Below are 15077 nucleotides of genomic sequence, written 5' to 3' on the forward strand. Positions count from 1 at the left end.
TAACTCACCGCGAATGGTCCGTTAGCAGACTATTTCAACAACAGCGCTGTATTGGCGGTAGCCCTCTCCCGACTCGAACCCCCGAATAAGCGGTTCGATCATGCTTGCATCACTGTATGTCCAGGGCCGTCAACTTCCTTCATGAGCGCGCGAAATTCAGCTGGTGGCGCCAGGCAGAAAGTTCGAAAAGCTTCCAGGAACCCTAGCGCGCGCGCCGCCGGAACCTGGCCGAGAATGATGGCGGAGCCGGCAGCAACGAAATTGATGGCGACGCCGGAGACAATCTGGCCGCCCCAATGGGTGATTGAGGCGAAACTGTGCACCAGCGCGAACAATGACGGCGGTGAACCGCGGCCGTGTAACCGCCGCAACCGCCAGGCAGGCGAGCAGCAACGGCCCGGAGAACACCAGTTGCTCGGCGGCGATAGTGCGGGTCGCATCCTGCACCGCCATCATGACGGCGGCCCGCCGAAGCATGGCGAGTAATCGGACAGCATGCACAGCATTCAATCCCCGAAGGGGCAGTCGACATTCGACAAGAGACATATGGCGCGGCGCGAGCGCTGGCGCTGTACAATTGACGAAAGCGGCTCTCAATCCGAGGCGACGCCGTTCTTGATCCGTGTGAGGCGGCTTTCGCCTTCCTCCGGGCCGAAGCAGCTTTCGAAATCATTGCATTCCCGGCAACTGGGCGCGCTGCACAGCGAAAAACCTTCGGCCTCGCAGAGCTTGCGGTAAAAGTATTTCTTCCATTTCATGTTTGGGGTGTTGCCGGCCGCCAGCGTCGGAAAATGCGAGGCGAGCAGGCGGCCGAGGTCGGTTCGATTAACAAGGCCAAGGTCCTGCCAGAGGTGGTCATTGCGCATGGCACGCCGGGCGATGATCCTGGCGAAGCGGGCGCTCGCCTTGTCGCCCGGTCGGGCATGCGCCAGCAGCAGTCCATGCAGAAGTTCTTCCTCCAGATCCGGCTCGGGCTCGCTCACCTCTTTCAAGGCAAACGCGTTGATAGGAATAGCAGGGAAACAGCGGGCCAGGACATCGCGCAGCTCGGCGCGCGAAAGTCCGGTTGCCTCCGTCGCCGTCGCCTCGCCGGCCTCGATCTCCTCGAGCGCACGTGAAAGCACACAGGCAAGCACATGCTGGTCGAACCTCCTCTCCAGCTCGATCTGTGGCCATTGGCCGGTGCTGAGCCGGGCATAATGTTGGGCAAATATGGTGCGTTCTCCTGGTTTGTTCTCATGCAGAGACCCGGCCTGCCGCAACATGGGTCGGGCAGTTCTTGGGTATACGCAGTCGCGGATCGCCTCGCGGTCGAGTAGTTCGGCAATTTTCGTCTGTTCCATCGGCTCTGTCGCAAATTCTGTGATTGGCAGAGGCGTTTCGCGAGCCCCGGCCCTGCCGTTTGCGCCTCTTGGGGAACACTGCCGGAAATGCCCCCCGCAGAGTTGGACGTGGACCGTGCAGGACAAACGCCGCCTGCTGAGTGCGGCCACATGGTCGGCCCCATTCAAGCCCGCCAGACTCACGGTTGAATGACGTCTGATTCAGAGCGTCAGAGAGTGAGTTCCAGCGCACGTTCAGGACAGGATCGCACGCCTCGTGACGCAGGCAGTTCCTCCCCTTCCGCAACTTCAATGTCACCAGGCAGGATGTAACCGTCATCATCGAGTTTGAAGATGTCAGGCGCTTGCGCCGCGCATCGCGCGTGGCCCTGGCATTTGGCCTTTTGGACGATGATGCGCATGGCACTGCCTCCATTGTTTGTGCCCGGCTCGGGGCGGGCCTAAGACCAGTCCAGGATCAAATTTTCGATCCCGAACACATGGCCGCCAGAAGTTATCGGCGCCGTACCCTGCTTGATCCTGAAAGCCGGGACGCGCGCCAGCCACTCCTCCAGGCCAATGACAATCTCCCGCCGGGCAAGGTGTGAGCCAAGGCAACGGTGGGGACCATAGCCAAACGCTGCGTGGCGGTTGTCCTCCCGCTCCAAATCGATCGTGTTGGGGCATGCGAATTCCGCCGGGTCACGATTGGCAATCATCGTGGCGCAGGAAACATAGTCCCCCTTCCGGATCGGCGCGCCTTCGAAGTCGATATCTTTCGTGGCCACGCGGATCAACTGAATGGGCGGATAGGCCCGCAGCAATTCTTCGGTTGCGAGCGGGATGCGGTCCGGTTCGCTCCGCAGCAATTGCTGATCTTTGAGGTTGCGTGCGAGGTACGCCAAGTCAAAGCCTATAGCTGCTGCGACCGTGTCGAGCCCAGCGACGAAGACAAGCACGCCGATACCGCGGACTTGGGTGTCCGTCAGCCGGCGGCCCTCGACCTGTGCCTGCACGATAAAGGTCATGAAATCGTCAACCGCCTCGTCGCGGCGCATCGCTGCAAGTTCGTCGATGAATGCAACGATCGTCCGGGCAGCCACAGGTCGTTCCTTATCGTCGCCGTGGAGCAGATCTTTCCCCCAGCCGACGAATGTATCGAGTCGGTCATCAGGCAACCCCAGAAAGCGAAGAAAGGTGCTCACCGCGAAAGGAAAGGCAAAATCCTTCATCACGTCGCAGCTTGTGCCCGACGCGGCGATCCTTTCGATCAGCTCGACCGCCCGTTCGCGGACAGCCGGTTCCAAAGCCAACACCCGCTTTGGCGAAAGCAGCGGATTGAGCAGTGAGCGAAAGACGCCATGGGCCGGTGGATCGAGCTCAAGCGGGATCGTCGGCCAGTTTTCACCCAGTATGGAGGAGAAGATGCTGCGATGGCTGGAAAAAGTCTCTGAGTCCTGCAGCACCCTACGCTGGTCCGCGGCACGGGTGATGACCCAGGTACCCCGGCCATCTTGAGTGTTGTAGCGGGAGTAAAAGATCGGAGGCCCGTCATGTACGCAAGCGACAGCTGCGTGTGGATCCCCGTTGGGCGTTGGTGGCATCCCTGGCGATGTAAACAGGCTGAAGTCCCTCACCATTTCGGGCGGGACATGATCTGGAACGGGGTTAGTCGCCATTTTGTTTTCTCTACATTGGCGTTCATGGCTCGATTGAGATTGCACCGCTGTTCATAAAGTCGATTTCCAGCATGAGCACGTCTCTTGTCGGGCGCGTTCGAGATCTGTCGCCCGATCAGCCCACTGCCAGCGCGATGAGATCGGTTGCGAAGTCAATCCGAAGGGCATCTCCGCCGCGCTGCGGTCAGAAGCAAAGCCGCCGCTTATCCCGTTATGGTTGAGAGGCGATCAATCACCGTTGAGCTCCGTGACGCACTGCTGACACCCCGCTGGCCAAATTGTCGAAGCAAGTCGCGTGCCGGATAGGGGTACCCATGGCGCTGCACCAAGCAATGCCAGCCTGCGCTGGGCCCGCCGCTGATGATCACCTGTCCATCATTCTTATGACAACGTCCGACAATCGACATCCGTGGTCGGTTTTGTCGAGCCCGCGACATCGGGCTGTTCGGCTTGGCTGCTGCTGCACAGCCCTCCGGTCGACGAACGAGGAGATCGCCTCGCACGGCCCGCATTGAGCAACGATGCGATCCAGCGCAAGGATCGGGTGCGATCCGACAAGACCCGACGGCGTTTGATCGGAAATATCAGCAAGGTCGAGCCGCGCTTCGGTTCGGCGCTGATGGCGTATTTATCGCTCGCAGGCGCTGCAACGATTTTCGGTCAGACGGCGATGCACTCGTGCGCAGCAGTCCGGCCGCGACGAGCTTGACTGTATCGATGCGGTCAATTTCCGGCGTGCACACCCAACCGTCCGTATGCGCTTATGACGGCAAGCCTTTCCGCACATGGACCTAAATACCTCGCGAGCTGCTGTCGGAACGTGCTGCCGAGTCCTATGGCGGCCGGTTCAATCCGAGGGCCTGTCGGCACTCTCCACATCCGGACCGGGAACACATGGCAGACTCTCGGCCAGAAACCGCCAGTCGCTGCCCTCGCGTTCGCCTTCCTTGCGCCTGCCGAAGAACTGGATGATCATCTTGCCGTCCGCGCCATAGGCTTCAATGGACGTGACGTGACCGTCCCTCGTCGGCTTGCGCACGGCCCAGACCTCGCGGATGCGATGGGTCCTAAGATGCAGATGGAAGGTCTCGTCGAGCACATTGATCCGCGGCCCGATCTGCTTGACCGACTTGATCGGGCCGGAATGGATCTGGATGCAACCACGATTGCCGACAAAGCACATGATCGGCATCTCGTCTTCGGCCGCCTGTTGGAACAGGGCGCCAACGGCATCATTGTCGAGCAGCCAGGCGTTATCCTCGTCGGCCATACGCATAGCCTGGCAGCGGCTGAGCTTCAGTGTCTTCAACATATGATAGAACTGATGCACGTCGCTTAGCCGGCCCCAGTGCTCGCGTAGGTCGTCGACCGTGGCGGCGTGGTCTGGACTCACTGCGTTATCGCGCGCCCCGCTCGGCTCGAGCGATATGATCGGCTCCTGATCGGAGGATACAAGCTCTGCCGTCAGATCCTGATAGGCCTGCAGGTTCGAGGCGGGCCTGAGATGAGCTTTGTGCATCGCCTCGCCGGTGGCATCAAAAAATTGCAGGCTGCGGCGGATCTCGGCTCCCTCGCGCTTCTCGACGGCGAAGCCATACGCCCACGCTTTCGGGAAGATGCGCAGGTCGATCCCGTCGCCGAGCAATATCGCATGCTGGTTGCCGGTGACCACTTTGCCGTAGACGCCGATCTTTTGGTGCACGGCACTTTCGTTGCTGGTGACTGCCATCACCTCGCCGACCGCTTCGAGGCCGGTCAGCAGATCATCGACGCGCGGCTCGATGCGCACCGCGCCATGACCACAATGCGCCGCGACCAACTCGACTTCCGAAATGCCCAATCGAGCGGCGAGATCATGCTCCCGGATTTTCGGATTGTCTTTGCACGCCCGCCGGATTTCGTCGGGCGACGGTTTCTCGCGTTGGTCCATGCTTACCCCTGTTTCTACGACGTGTGAGGATCATCTGCCCTGCCCGGGAATCTTCAGCCGATAAGGCGCGCCGAAATGCTCGATCCTGATCTGCTGCTGGCCCATGAACAAGGTGTCGCTGGACAGCGTGCGCACGGCGTCGCACCCGTGCGAAAACCGGCGAGCAGGCACATGCCAATGGCATCCCATCGAGCCGGTCGACGGTGAGCGAGTGTGGGTGTTGTCGCAATCGGCCAAGCGGGCATTCGGATGCCACGGGCGGCGCTGCTTTGCCAAACAACGCGTGTCTGACCCGGTCCTGACATGTTGCTCCCTTGGCTTCGCCCCATCCATCGCGCGGGCACCCACGGCATGGTTGTGGTTCGGCATGCTCTTGCCGTCTCGCCAAACGGAGCTTCAAAAACCGTGCCAACTGCGCCGAAGCAAGGCTCAGAAGAAGGTCTGTATTTGGTGATGTGAGTTCAACCGGGAACTCAGGCCCAACATCCCTGGTCGCGGGACCGGACAAACCCGACAGTACGTGTCGGTTGGCCGACACCTTCGCTGCAATGCACTCACAAGAAGCACGGCAGTGTCAGAGATGCCGCGCTGTGTTGAAACGTTTTTTCGCTTTGGCACGGTGCATGCGGCGTGATGCGCAAGCCGGTCCTGGACTGAGGAGAATGGAGCCATGATTACGCTCACCGACAACGCCGTTGCCGCCTTCAAGACTGCTCTTTCCCGCGCCAGCGAGCCGGCGGAAGGCTTTCGCATCATGGTCGAGGCCGGCGGCTGCGCCGGCTTCAAATACTTAATGGGCCTGGAGAGCGTGTCGCGCGAGGGCGACGCGATCACTGACACCGATGGGATCAAGCTGTTCGTGGACACGGGCTCCCAACCCCATGTAGCCGGCATGACCGTCGACTTCCTCACCGGGCTCGAATCTTCCGGTTTTGTCTTCGATAACCCCAATGCGCGCGAAAAGTGCGGCTGCGGCAAGTCCTTCAGTTAAACGCCCGAAGCGCCTGTGCGGCCGACAGACTGATTTTGCGGCAGAGGAGACTTATATGGCCGGCACAACAGATGTCCGCGTCCTAAAAAGCAAGACAAGGTCAAAGCCGATCCCGGGACCGCCATTCGCTCCCAGCAGGATTCAAAGAAAGTCGCCTCCCGAAGCAGCTCGGTTCCTGGTGGCACCCGAGCTGCTTGCGGACAAATCGCGCCGCTGCGCCAAATTCGGCTCATCGGTAGCGTTATCGCGTTCGGGCGTCCTTACCTGCGGGCTGACCTGCGGCCACTGCGAACATGTCCATATCGACGGAGATCCGATTTACGCAAACACTCCGGGCGTCTGCGCGCGCTGCCAGTTCAGGCCCATTATCATCAACGGCATGAGCCAGAGGCTCAACGAGTCGGTCTAGCGCTCGCGTCATTCTGTCTAACTGAGGATCGCACCTATGAAGCCTGTCTACCTCGACAACAACGCAACCACACGGGTCGATCCTGCGGTCGTGCAAGCGATGTTGCCGTTCTTTAGGGATCAATTCGGCAACCCTTCGTCGGCACACGCTCTTGGCGCCTCAGTCAGTGCGGCGGTGAGAAAGGCGCGGAGGCAATTGCAAGCGCTGATCGGCGCGGAGTTCGAGGATGAGATCACCTTCACCTCGGGTGGGACAGAAAGCGACAATGCAGCGCTTCTTTCAGCGCTCGAGGCGGCGCCCAACCGAACCGAGATCGTGACGTCCGCGGTCGAGCACCCCGCCGTGCTGACGCTCTGCGCGCATCTTGAGAAGACCCGCCGCGTCAAGGTGCACAGGATCCCGGTGGATTGCCGTGGTCGGCTCGACCTCGACGCCTATATGGCCGCCCTCACCCCACAGGTGGCAATCGTATCAATAATGTGGGCGAACAACGAGACTGGTGTGATCTTCCCCGTGGCCAGGCTTTCCGAGTTGGCCAAGGAAGTGGGCGCCCTATTCCATACCGATGCTGTGCAGGCGGTCGGCAAGCTTCCGATGGACCTGAAGTCGACCGCAATCGACATGCTGTCGCTCTCCGGCCACAAGCTGCACGGGCCGAAAGGGATCGGTGCCCTTTTCGTAAAACGCGGCGTCAACTTCCATTCGCTGATCAAGGGGGGTCACCAAGAACACAACCGGCGTGCTGGCACCGAGAATACGCCCGGCATAGCCGGGCTCGGCACGGCGGCCGAACTCGCCTTGAAATTCATGGACGACGAGACCACACGGGTAAAGTCGCTCCGCGATCGCCTGGAGGGCGGGATCCTCCAGCGCATCCCAAGCACCTGTGTCACTGGTGATCCCCTGCAACGATTGCCCAACACCGCAAACATCTCCTTCGAACATGTGGACAGTGATGGAATTCCACTTCTCCTCAGCCGCATTGGCATCGCGTGTTCCTCTGGCTCGGCCTGCACCTCCGGCTCTCTGGAACCAAGCCATGTCCTAAGCGCGATGAAAACGCCGCACGCGGCAGTCCGCTTCTCCTTGGCGCGGGACAACAGCGAAGAGGATATCGACCGGGTGCTCGAGGTCATGCCGGGAATTGTGGGGAAGCTGCGCAGCTTTTCCGGTTCTGGGCCGGGTAATCCGGTCTATGCGTGAGCGGCAGAAGAACAGGCTACCGGTCATGACCCGTCATGTCTCCCTCAACGATACGACCTTGCGCGATGGCGAGCAGGCGCCGGGCGTCGCCTTTACCACGACGGAAAAGCTGGAGATCGCTGAGTCTCTTGCGGCGGCCGGCGTGACAGAGATCGAGATCGGCACGCCGGTCATGGGGGTCGACGAGATCGAAACAATTCGCGCCGTGGTCGCGCGGCGTCTTCCGGTTCGGCTCATGGCCTGGTGCCGGATGACGTCGTTGGATCTCGATGCAGCGATCAAGAGCGGGGTCCAAGCGGTCAATTTGTCGCTGCCTGCGTCGGACATCCAACTTGCCGCCAAGCTCGGCCTCGACAAGGCGGGAGCGCTCCAGGTCATCGATGATATGGTCAGGCGCGCCGCCGCCGCCGGCTTCTTCGTCGCGGTGGGGTGCGAGGATGCCTCGCGGGCCAATCGGGATCATCTCGCCCGCGTCATCGATACGGCCGCACGCGCCGGCGCAAGCCGCGTCAGGCTAGCCGACACAGTCGGTGTTCTCGACCCGTTTTCGACCTTTGAACTTGTCGCCCAGCTCGTGGCGCAGTCTCCAATCGACCTTGAATTTCATGCGCACAACGATCTCGGACTTGCTGGCGCCAACACGCTAGCCGCGATCCGCGCAGGCGCGCGCCATGCCTCCGTCACCGTCCTGGGGCTCGGCGAGCGTGCGGGCAATGCCGCGCTGGAAGAGGTGGCCGCCGCGATGGCGGTCTTCGGCGGCGCAGATACCGGCATCGAGCTGACCGCATTGCCCAGCCTCGCCGCCCAGGTGGCCTGGGCCGCCCGCCGGCAGACCGCGGCCACTAAGCCGGTCGTCGGCGCCGATGTTTTCACCCACGAATCCGGCATTCACGTCGCAGGGCTGCTGAAGGACTCGCGTACTTATCAGGGGCTTGATCCGGCTCTCGTGGGCCGTTGCCGGCGGATCGTCATCGGCAAGCATTCCGGCGCCTCTGCGATTGCACATGTGCTGAGCGAAAGCGGTCGCGATCTCGACCCGGATCTGGCAGCCGCGATGGTGGCCCGCGTCCGGCGCGAGGCGGCCGAGACCAAATCGACGGTCACTGCAACTCAACTGGTCGAGCTCTACGATAAAATGTGCAGCGAGGCGTCCCTGTTCGAGCTGTGCGGGTCCAGGTCAGCCGCGCGCGCGCGTGCAGAGGCCACAGTTTTGCGACCAGGGAGAATGCAATGAATTGTTCCGCTGACAGCCGCCCCATCGATGTCACAGACATCCTCGCACGACTGAAGCGCCTGTCGGCCGCGGAGGAGTTCTTCTCAGTCCTGCGCGTCTCCTATGACCCGAAGGTGCTGAATGTCTCGCGGCTCCATATAATGAAGCGCGTGGGCCAATACCTTGCCGAAGAAGATTTCTCCGGTCTGCCCGACCAGGTGATTGCCGCGAGGGTGCGCGCGACGCTCGAACGCGCTTACGAGGACTTTGCGATTTCCTCGCCGCTCACGCATCGGGTCTTCAAGGTGCTCAAAGACCACGATCCGAACAAACCTGCCGCGCCGGGTCACACCTTTGTCCCGTTCGACTCGGTACTGAAGCGGTTCGGACGAGAATGAGCGGCGACAAGGGTTGCGACGCGACAATGTCGAGCAGCCGACAAATCCGGTCATCACCACAGCGCCGTCAGAAGCAACCAGCCGAAGTTGTAGGAAAGGGGGCAGCGCAAGAGACTTGGCACGAATTATGCGGATCAAGGAGATAACCGCAATGCCCGCAACCGGACAGGAGCCTAGAGAAACCGCCAATGCACATCGTAATCTGCATCAAGCAGGTGCCGGACTCGGCACAGATAAGGGTCCATCCGGTGACGAACACAATCATGCGCCAGGGTGTTCCGACCATCATCAACCCTTACGACCTGTTCGCCCTCGAAGAAGCGCTCAGACTGCGGGATGCCTATGGCGGCGAAGTCACTGTGCTCACCATGGGTCCGCCCATGGCAGAGGACGCGCTGCGCAAGGCGCTCGGCTACGGCGCCGACCGAGCGGTGCTCTTGACCGACCGCTATTTTGCCGGCTCCGACACGCTGGCGACCTCGTTCGCCCTTTCCCAGGCAATCGCGAAGGTCGGCGAGACGTTCGGCACGCCAGACCTCGTCTTCACCGGCAAGCAGACGATCGATGGCGACACCGCCCAGGTCGGGCCCGGCATCGCCAAGCGCCTCGGACTCCTGCAACTGACCTATGTCGCGAAGATCCCCTCTATTGACCTTGCTGCAGGCGAGATCAAGGTCGAGCGCCGCTCCGAAGGCGGCACACAGATGCTGAAGAGCAGGCTGCCTTGCCTCATCACCATGCTGGAAGGCACAAACGAGATCCGCCGGGGCTCGATCCACGACGCCTTGTGCGCCGCGCGCAACCAGGTCTTGAAATGGAGTGCGGCCGACGCCGGCATCGAGGATCTCACCAAATGCGGCCTGCGTGGCTCACCGACCGTCGTCAAGCGTGTTTTCGCCCCTCCTGCTCGAGCTGAAAAGGCGGCACTAATCGACACCGCCGAGAAGGCCTTGCGCGATGTCGCTGACGAACTCATCACCGCAATCTTCACCCGCCAGCCGGCGCTGGAACATGAGCTCGCCTTTAACGGCGGCGCGTGACGGCAAGGAGCAAAACGATGTCGACCGCGAACCGAGAAACCCCTCGCCCTGCCGCCGGCCGCGCCGGCATAAAGAAGGAGCTGCCCGCCCATTTCAAGGACTACCGCCACGTCTGGGTCTTCATCGAGCTCGAACGCGGCCAGGTCCATCCCGTATCATTCGAGCTGCTCGGCGAAGGCCGCAAATTAGCAGACAAGCTTCAGGTCCAGCTTGCAGGCGTCGTGCTCGGACCGCCGGGAGAGGCCGTCGGGAACGCCGTTGCCGAAGCATTCGCTTATGGTGCTGACCTTGTCTACATCGCCGAGGCGCCCCTGCTCGCCGATTATCGGAACGAGCCTTTCACCAAGGCGATGACGGATCTGGTCGATACCCACAAACCCGAAATCCTTCTTCTCGGTGCCACCACCCTCGGCAGGGATCTTGCCGGCTCCGTGGCGACGACCTTGCAGACAGGGCTCACGGCCGACTGCACCGAACTCGATGTGGATACCGACAGTTCGCTCGCCGCCACGCGTCCGACTTTCGGCGGTTCCTTGTTGTGCACGATCTATACGCTCAATTTCCGCCCTCAGATGGCGACAGTGCGGCCAAGGGTCATGCCCATGCCGCAGCGGACGGATAAACCGGTCGGGCGTGTCATCCGGCACAAGCTCTCGCTTGCCGAGGACGAGATCGCTACCAAAGTCCTCGGCTTCCTGCCGGACAATCAGTCGGCAAAGGCAAACCTTGCCTATGCCGACGTCGTGGTTGCGGGAGGCCTTGGTCTTGGCGCGGCGGAGAACCTGCAGCTTGTGAAGAACCTCGCGCGAGCAATCGGCGCCGAGCATGGCTGTTCGCGCCCGTTAGTCCAGAAGAGCTGGATGCCAGCTGATCGGCAGATCGGCCAAACTGGCAAGACCATCCGGCCGAAGCTTTACATAGCGGCCGGGATTTCCGGCGCCGTCCAGCATCGGGTTGGCGTCGAGGGGGCGGATCTCATCGTGGCCATCAACACCGACCCGAACGCGCCGATTTTCGATTTCGCTCACCTCGGAATCGTCACCGACGCGATCCGCTTCCTGCCCGCACTGACGGAAGCCTTCACGCGGCGGCTGTCGCCCCACAGTCGCGATAAGCTTGCGAGCTAAGGGACGGACATGATCGAGGAAAACTTCGACGCCATTGTTGTTGGGGCAGGCATGTCCGGAAACGCAGCTGCTTACACCATGGCCAGCCATGGCCTAAAGGTGCTGCAGTTGGAGCGCGGTGAATATCCGGGCTCCAAGAATGTCCAAGGTGCCATCATGTACGCGAACATGCTGGAGAAGATCATCCCGGATTTCAGGGACGATGCGCCTCTCGAGCGGCATTTGGTTGAACAGCGGCTTTGGGTGATGGACGACACATCCCATACCGGGATTCACTATCGGTCGGACGACTTCAATGAGGCCAAGCCCAACCGATACACAATCATCCGTGCCCAGTTCGACAAATGGTTTTCGCGTAAGGTGCGCGAGGCCGGCGCGACGGTTCTGTGCGAGACGACCGTGACGGAGCTCATCCGTGACGCCAAGGACAGGGTGGTCGGCGTCCGCACAGATCGGGCCGGCGGAGCCATCTACGCGGACGTGGTCGTTCTCGCAGAAGGTGTCTGCGGACTGCTTGGCACGCGAGCCGGCCTGCGCCAGATGCCGAAGCCACAAACCGTGGCGCTCGCCGTTAAGGAAATGCATTTCCTGCCCGAAGAGGTCATTGAGCAGCGGTTCGGCGTCAAGGGCGATGAAGGCTGCGTGATCGAGGCGGTGGGCACGACCTCCCGCAGCATGGCCGGGCTCGGCTTCCTCTACACCAACAAGGAGTCGATCTCACTGGGCATTGGCTGCCTCGTCTCCGATTTTGCCGCGATGGTCGAGAGCCCCTACGTTCTCCTTGATGCCTTAAAGAGCCATCCTTCGATCCGGCCGCTGATCGCCGGCTCGGAAGTGAAAGAATATTCCGCACACCTCATTCCCGAAGGCGGCTACAAGGCTATTCCGCAGCTGTTTGGCGATGGTTGGGTCGTGGTCGGCGATGCCGCGCAACTGAACAACGCCATTCACCGCGAGGGTTCGAACCTCGCCATGACCTCCGGCCGCATCGCGGCTGAGGCAATCATCGAGGTCAACAGCCGCAACGCTCCTATGACCAAACGAAATCTCGCTCTTTACAAAGCCATGCTGGACAAGTCCTTCGTGGTCAAGGACCTAAAGAAATACAAAGATATGCCGGCCTTGCTCCACACCAATTCCTGCAATTACTTCACAACTTATCCGCGGTTGATGTCGCAAGCCGCGCAGAACTTCATGCGTGTCGACGGCACGCCGAAGATCGAGAAGGAAAAGGCGACCACGGCGGCCTTCATCAAGGCGCGCTCGCGTTGGGGGCTGGTCAGCGACGCGGTCCGCCTTGCATTGGCGTGGCGCTGAAGGGAGACGAAATGACGATCGCAGTGACAAAGTCACGTGTCGAGGACAAGCTTTACCAGAACCGCTACTTGGTGGATTCCGGCCGCCCGCATATCAAAGTGCGACCGCACGAGAGGCCAAGCGCGAACTTGCTCGCGCTTACCCACGTCTGCCCGGCGAAATGTTATGAGTTGAACGACAAAGGTCAAGTGGAGATCACTGCTGACGGCTGCATGGAGTGCGGCACCTGCCGGATTTTGTGTGAGACCAGTGGCGAGATCGAGTGGAACTATCCACGCGGCGGTTTCGGAGTCCTCTTCAAATTCGGATGACCGACGCACGCACGTATTAAGAGGGTTGATCTTGATACAATTTAGGTCTCGCCCAACGCCAAGTCTATTTTCTTTGCTTCGATCGTCGCTTTGACGAAGAGAAGCTCGTGAATACTGTGGTTTCAGAATTCAGATAAAAAAGGAGGAGCACTCTGGACGACAACCCCTGAGGTGTTTCCATGACCCACGGACCGCAAGATCGGGTCGACGAGGTTGGACCTCGGGAGACCCGCCCTGAACCGCCCATCAAAAGCATGCCCCAATCAGATATCGCGCTCAGAGGACTCTACGAGATATCGAAGGTGCTGACCGCCCCCAGCGAGCTGGAGATTACGCTCGCCAATGTCGTGAACGTCCTGCCTTCATTTCTGCAGATGCGTCACGGAGCAATCGTCGTCCTGGACGCTGAAGGAGAGCTGGAGATTGCCGCGACTGCCGGCAATACCCACGTACATCAATCAGGCACTCGCCGCGTCATACCACAGGCCGTAACAGATCAAATCGTCGCTGCGGGGACGCCGCTCTTCATACCGGACGTGCGCAAGTCCCAACTATTTCAGGCTGACCTTCAAACGTCTTCGAGCATCGGAATCATCCCAATTGCCTTTATCGGTATCCCGCTAAAGGCTGATCATGATATCCTTGGGACATTGTCGATCGACCGCGCCGGAGACGGCGCCACCGACTTTCGCGACGACGAGGACATTTATTTCCTGACGATGGTCGCCAACCTTGTCGGCCGGACCATCCGCCTCCATCGCGCCCTGAGTACAGATCGTCAGCGGTGTGGCCATGAGCAATCGGGACCGGAGAAATCGCCCAACGAGGGGAGGACCTACGACCCTGCCCGGCATGCGGATGCCAAAATCGACGGGATCATCGGGGAAAGCCCCGCACTCAAGCAGGTGCTCGAAACCGTCTCGGTCGTAGCAGGGACCAATTCCACCGTGCTTCTTCGGGGTGAAAGCGGCACCGGCAAGGAATTCTTTGCGCAGGCCATCCATAAGCTCTCACGTCGGAGGAAGAAGTCTTTCGTCAAATTGAACTGCGCCGCACTGTCTGAAAGCGTTCTGGAGTCAGAACTGTTTGGGCATGAAAAGGGCGCTTTCACGGGTGCTATCTCCCAGCGCGCCGGTCGTTTTGAATTGGCAAATGAGGGAACGCTGCTACTTGATGAAATCGGCGAGATTTCGCCGGCCTTTCAAGCCAAGCTGTTGCGTGTCTTGCAGGAAGGCGAGTTGGAGCGAGTCGGCGGCACCAAAACGCTACAGGTCGACGTGCGCCTCATATGCGCCACCAACAAGGACCTCGAGACGGCCGTCATAAAAGGGGAGTTCAGGGCCGACCTTTATTACCGCATCAATGTCGTGCCAATTATCCTGCCTCCGCTCAGAGAGCGAACCGGCGATATTCCACGCCTTGCGAACGCCTTCCTCAACCGGTTCAACAAGGAGAACGATCGCGCACTAGCCTTCGCGGCGCCGGCGCTTGACCTGATCTCGCAATGTTACTTCCCTGGTAACGTCCGTGAGCTGGAGAACTGCGTCCAAAGGACGGCCACACTTGCGCGCTCAAGGACGATCACTCCATCCGATTTCGCCTGTAAGAAGGGCCAGTGCCTTTCCTGGCTCCTCTGGAAGCGAGCCGACCGCTCGAATGGCGGCAATGCCATCGACGATCTCGCACGGGTCAACGCAGTGCCGGTCGGATTGCGGCTGCCGGCCAGTTGCATCGGTGCCTCCGCAGGCAAGATATCTCCCCTTACGGCCGGCGATCCGAACGATCCCACTTGTCCCCCGCGTCTGGCGGAACGCGACCGGGTGATCGACGCGATGGACAAGGCCGGTTGGGTTCAGGCCAGGGCGGCTCGTATCCTCGGCCTCACGCCGCGGCAAGTCGGCTACGCCCTGCGCCGGCATGGTATCGTGGTGAAGAAATTCTAGACGTCGTGATGACGTCAACCGTAAGCAGCCCGGAGTGGTCTCGCTCACACTCTGCGCGCCCGAGGCTGCTAGCCTCGCGACCCTATTTGCGTGTCCACTGTCGTAAGCCCGACAAAGGTTTGTCGGAGCAATCCGAAGGAATCTGACACGACAAGCCTATTCGTGAACCGAAACAGCTCTTTGAGCTGGCATAG

General features: G+C 60.7%; 15 protein-coding genes and 1 pseudogene. 10 read left to right on the top strand and 6 right to left on the bottom strand.

Features of this window, described 5'->3' with window-relative positions:
- Positions 1-143: 143 nt before the first annotated feature.
- The 4 genes and pseudogenes from NKH06_RS32055 to NKH06_RS17570 all read right to left on the bottom strand — a co-directional run.
- Positions 144-332, bottom strand: a pseudogene (locus NKH06_RS32055) (ABC transporter permease); the annotation flags it as partial.
- 261 nt (positions 333-593) lie between these two features.
- Complete coding sequence (locus tag NKH06_RS17560; protein WP_502914498.1) at positions 594-1265, bottom strand: nitrogen fixation protein NifQ; 672 nt, start codon at positions 1263-1265, stop codon at positions 594-596.
- A 287-nt stretch (positions 1266-1552) separates the two neighbouring features.
- Positions 1553-1744 (bottom strand): ferredoxin, encoded by a 192-nt coding sequence (locus NKH06_RS17565; protein WP_352892205.1) that lies wholly within the window; start codon positions 1742-1744, stop codon positions 1553-1555.
- 39 nt (positions 1745-1783) lie between these two features.
- Entirely contained in the window at positions 1784-3001 is a 1218-nt protein-coding gene (locus tag NKH06_RS17570) for a cytochrome P450 (RefSeq protein ID WP_352893542.1), read from the bottom strand.
- 409 nt (positions 3002-3410) lie between these two features.
- Here NKH06_RS17570 and NKH06_RS17575 point away from each other — a divergent pair, with 409 nt between their 5' ends.
- Positions 3411-3710, top strand: coding sequence for a hypothetical protein (locus NKH06_RS17575; protein WP_352892201.1), 300 nt, complete (start codon positions 3411-3413; stop codon positions 3708-3710).
- Positions 3711-3848: 138 nt separating this feature from the next.
- Here NKH06_RS17575 and NKH06_RS17580 read toward each other — a convergent pair whose 3' ends face one another.
- Complete coding sequence (locus NKH06_RS17580) at positions 3849-4931, bottom strand: hemin-degrading factor (RefSeq protein WP_352892200.1); 1083 nt, start codon at positions 4929-4931, stop codon at positions 3849-3851.
- Positions 4932-4961: 30 nt separating this feature from the next.
- Positions 4962-5066, bottom strand: coding sequence for a hemin uptake protein HemP (gene hemP, locus NKH06_RS17585; protein ID WP_023685012.1), 105 nt, complete (start codon positions 5064-5066; stop codon positions 4962-4964).
- A 535-nt stretch (positions 5067-5601) separates the two neighbouring features.
- Between hemP and NKH06_RS17590 the strand changes: the two genes are divergently transcribed.
- The 9 genes from NKH06_RS17590 (at position 5602) to nifA (ending at position 14883) form a co-directional block, all read left to right on the top strand.
- Positions 5602-5922 (top strand): iron-sulfur cluster assembly accessory protein, encoded by a 321-nt coding sequence (locus NKH06_RS17590; protein WP_352601193.1) that lies wholly within the window; start codon positions 5602-5604, stop codon positions 5920-5922.
- Between the two features lie 445 nt (positions 5923-6367).
- Positions 6368-7534: a cysteine desulfurase NifS gene (nifS, locus tag NKH06_RS17595; protein WP_352893544.1), complete on the top strand. Its 1167-nt coding sequence runs from the start codon at positions 6368-6370 to the stop codon at positions 7532-7534.
- 25 nt (positions 7535-7559) lie between these two features.
- On the top strand, positions 7560-8768 hold the full coding sequence (nifV, locus tag NKH06_RS17600; protein ID WP_352893546.1) for a homocitrate synthase: 1209 nt from the start codon (positions 7560-7562) through the stop codon (positions 8766-8768).
- Positions 8765-9145: a nitrogenase stabilizing/protective protein NifW gene (nifW, locus tag NKH06_RS17605; protein ID WP_352664360.1), complete on the top strand. Its 381-nt coding sequence runs from the start codon at positions 8765-8767 to the stop codon at positions 9143-9145. The genes nifV and nifW overlap by 4 nt, the downstream gene beginning before the upstream one ends.
- Positions 9146-9333: 188 nt before the next feature.
- The gene (locus NKH06_RS17610; protein ID WP_352664361.1) at positions 9334-10185 is read left to right on the top strand and encodes an electron transfer flavoprotein subunit beta/FixA family protein; all 852 of its coding nucleotides are present in this window, start codon (positions 9334-9336) and stop codon (positions 10183-10185) included.
- Positions 10186-10202: 17 nt separating this feature from the next.
- On the top strand, positions 10203-11312 hold the full coding sequence (locus tag NKH06_RS17615; RefSeq protein ID WP_023766900.1) for an electron transfer flavoprotein subunit alpha/FixB family protein: 1110 nt from the start codon (positions 10203-10205) through the stop codon (positions 11310-11312).
- 9 nt (positions 11313-11321) lie between these two features.
- Positions 11322-12629 (top strand): FAD-binding protein, encoded by a 1308-nt coding sequence (locus NKH06_RS17620; RefSeq protein ID WP_023784677.1) that lies wholly within the window; start codon positions 11322-11324, stop codon positions 12627-12629.
- Positions 12630-12640: 11 nt separating this feature from the next.
- Positions 12641-12940, top strand: a complete 300-nt coding sequence (locus tag NKH06_RS17625; protein WP_023678245.1) for a ferredoxin family protein — start codon at positions 12641-12643, stop codon at positions 12938-12940.
- Positions 12941-13119: 179 nt separating this feature from the next.
- Positions 13120-14883 (top strand): nif-specific transcriptional activator NifA, encoded by a 1764-nt coding sequence (gene nifA, locus NKH06_RS17630; protein ID WP_502914496.1) that lies wholly within the window; start codon positions 13120-13122, stop codon positions 14881-14883.
- Positions 14884-15077 lie beyond the last annotated feature (194 nt).

Origin of the sequence: Mesorhizobium sp. M1342, from assembly GCF_040317955.1 — a bacterium.
GTDB lineage: Bacteria > Pseudomonadota > Alphaproteobacteria > Rhizobiales > Rhizobiaceae > Mesorhizobium.

Coding starts and splice junctions, on each gene's coding strand:
- NKH06_RS17610 (WP_352664361.1), top strand. CDS start 9,334: ATGCACATCGTAATCTGCATCAAGCAGGTGCCGGACTCGGCACAGATA.
- NKH06_RS17565 (WP_352892205.1), bottom strand. CDS start 1,744: ATGCGCATCATCGTCCAAAAGGCCAAATGCCAGGGCCACGCGCGATGC.
- NKH06_RS17590 (WP_352601193.1), top strand. CDS start 5,602: ATGATTACGCTCACCGACAACGCCGTTGCCGCCTTCAAGACTGCTCTT.
- NKH06_RS17570 (WP_352893542.1), bottom strand. CDS start 3,001: ATGGCGACTAACCCCGTTCCAGATCATGTCCCGCCCGAAATGGTGAGG.
- NKH06_RS17560 (WP_502914498.1), bottom strand. CDS start 1,265: ATGTTGCGGCAGGCCGGGTCTCTGCATGAGAACAAACCAGGAGAACGC.
- NKH06_RS17625 (WP_023678245.1), top strand. CDS start 12,641: ATGACGATCGCAGTGACAAAGTCACGTGTCGAGGACAAGCTTTACCAG.
- NKH06_RS17580 (WP_352892200.1), bottom strand. CDS start 4,931: ATGGACCAACGCGAGAAACCGTCGCCCGACGAAATCCGGCGGGCGTGC.
- NKH06_RS17615 (WP_023766900.1), top strand. CDS start 10,203: ATGTCGACCGCGAACCGAGAAACCCCTCGCCCTGCCGCCGGCCGCGCC.
- nifA (WP_502914496.1), top strand. CDS start 13,120: ATGACCCACGGACCGCAAGATCGGGTCGACGAGGTTGGACCTCGGGAG.
- nifW (WP_352664360.1), top strand. CDS start 8,765: ATGAATTGTTCCGCTGACAGCCGCCCCATCGATGTCACAGACATCCTC.
- nifS (WP_352893544.1), top strand. CDS start 6,368: ATGAAGCCTGTCTACCTCGACAACAACGCAACCACACGGGTCGATCCT.
- nifV (WP_352893546.1), top strand. CDS start 7,560: ATGACCCGTCATGTCTCCCTCAACGATACGACCTTGCGCGATGGCGAG.
- NKH06_RS17620 (WP_023784677.1), top strand. CDS start 11,322: ATGATCGAGGAAAACTTCGACGCCATTGTTGTTGGGGCAGGCATGTCC.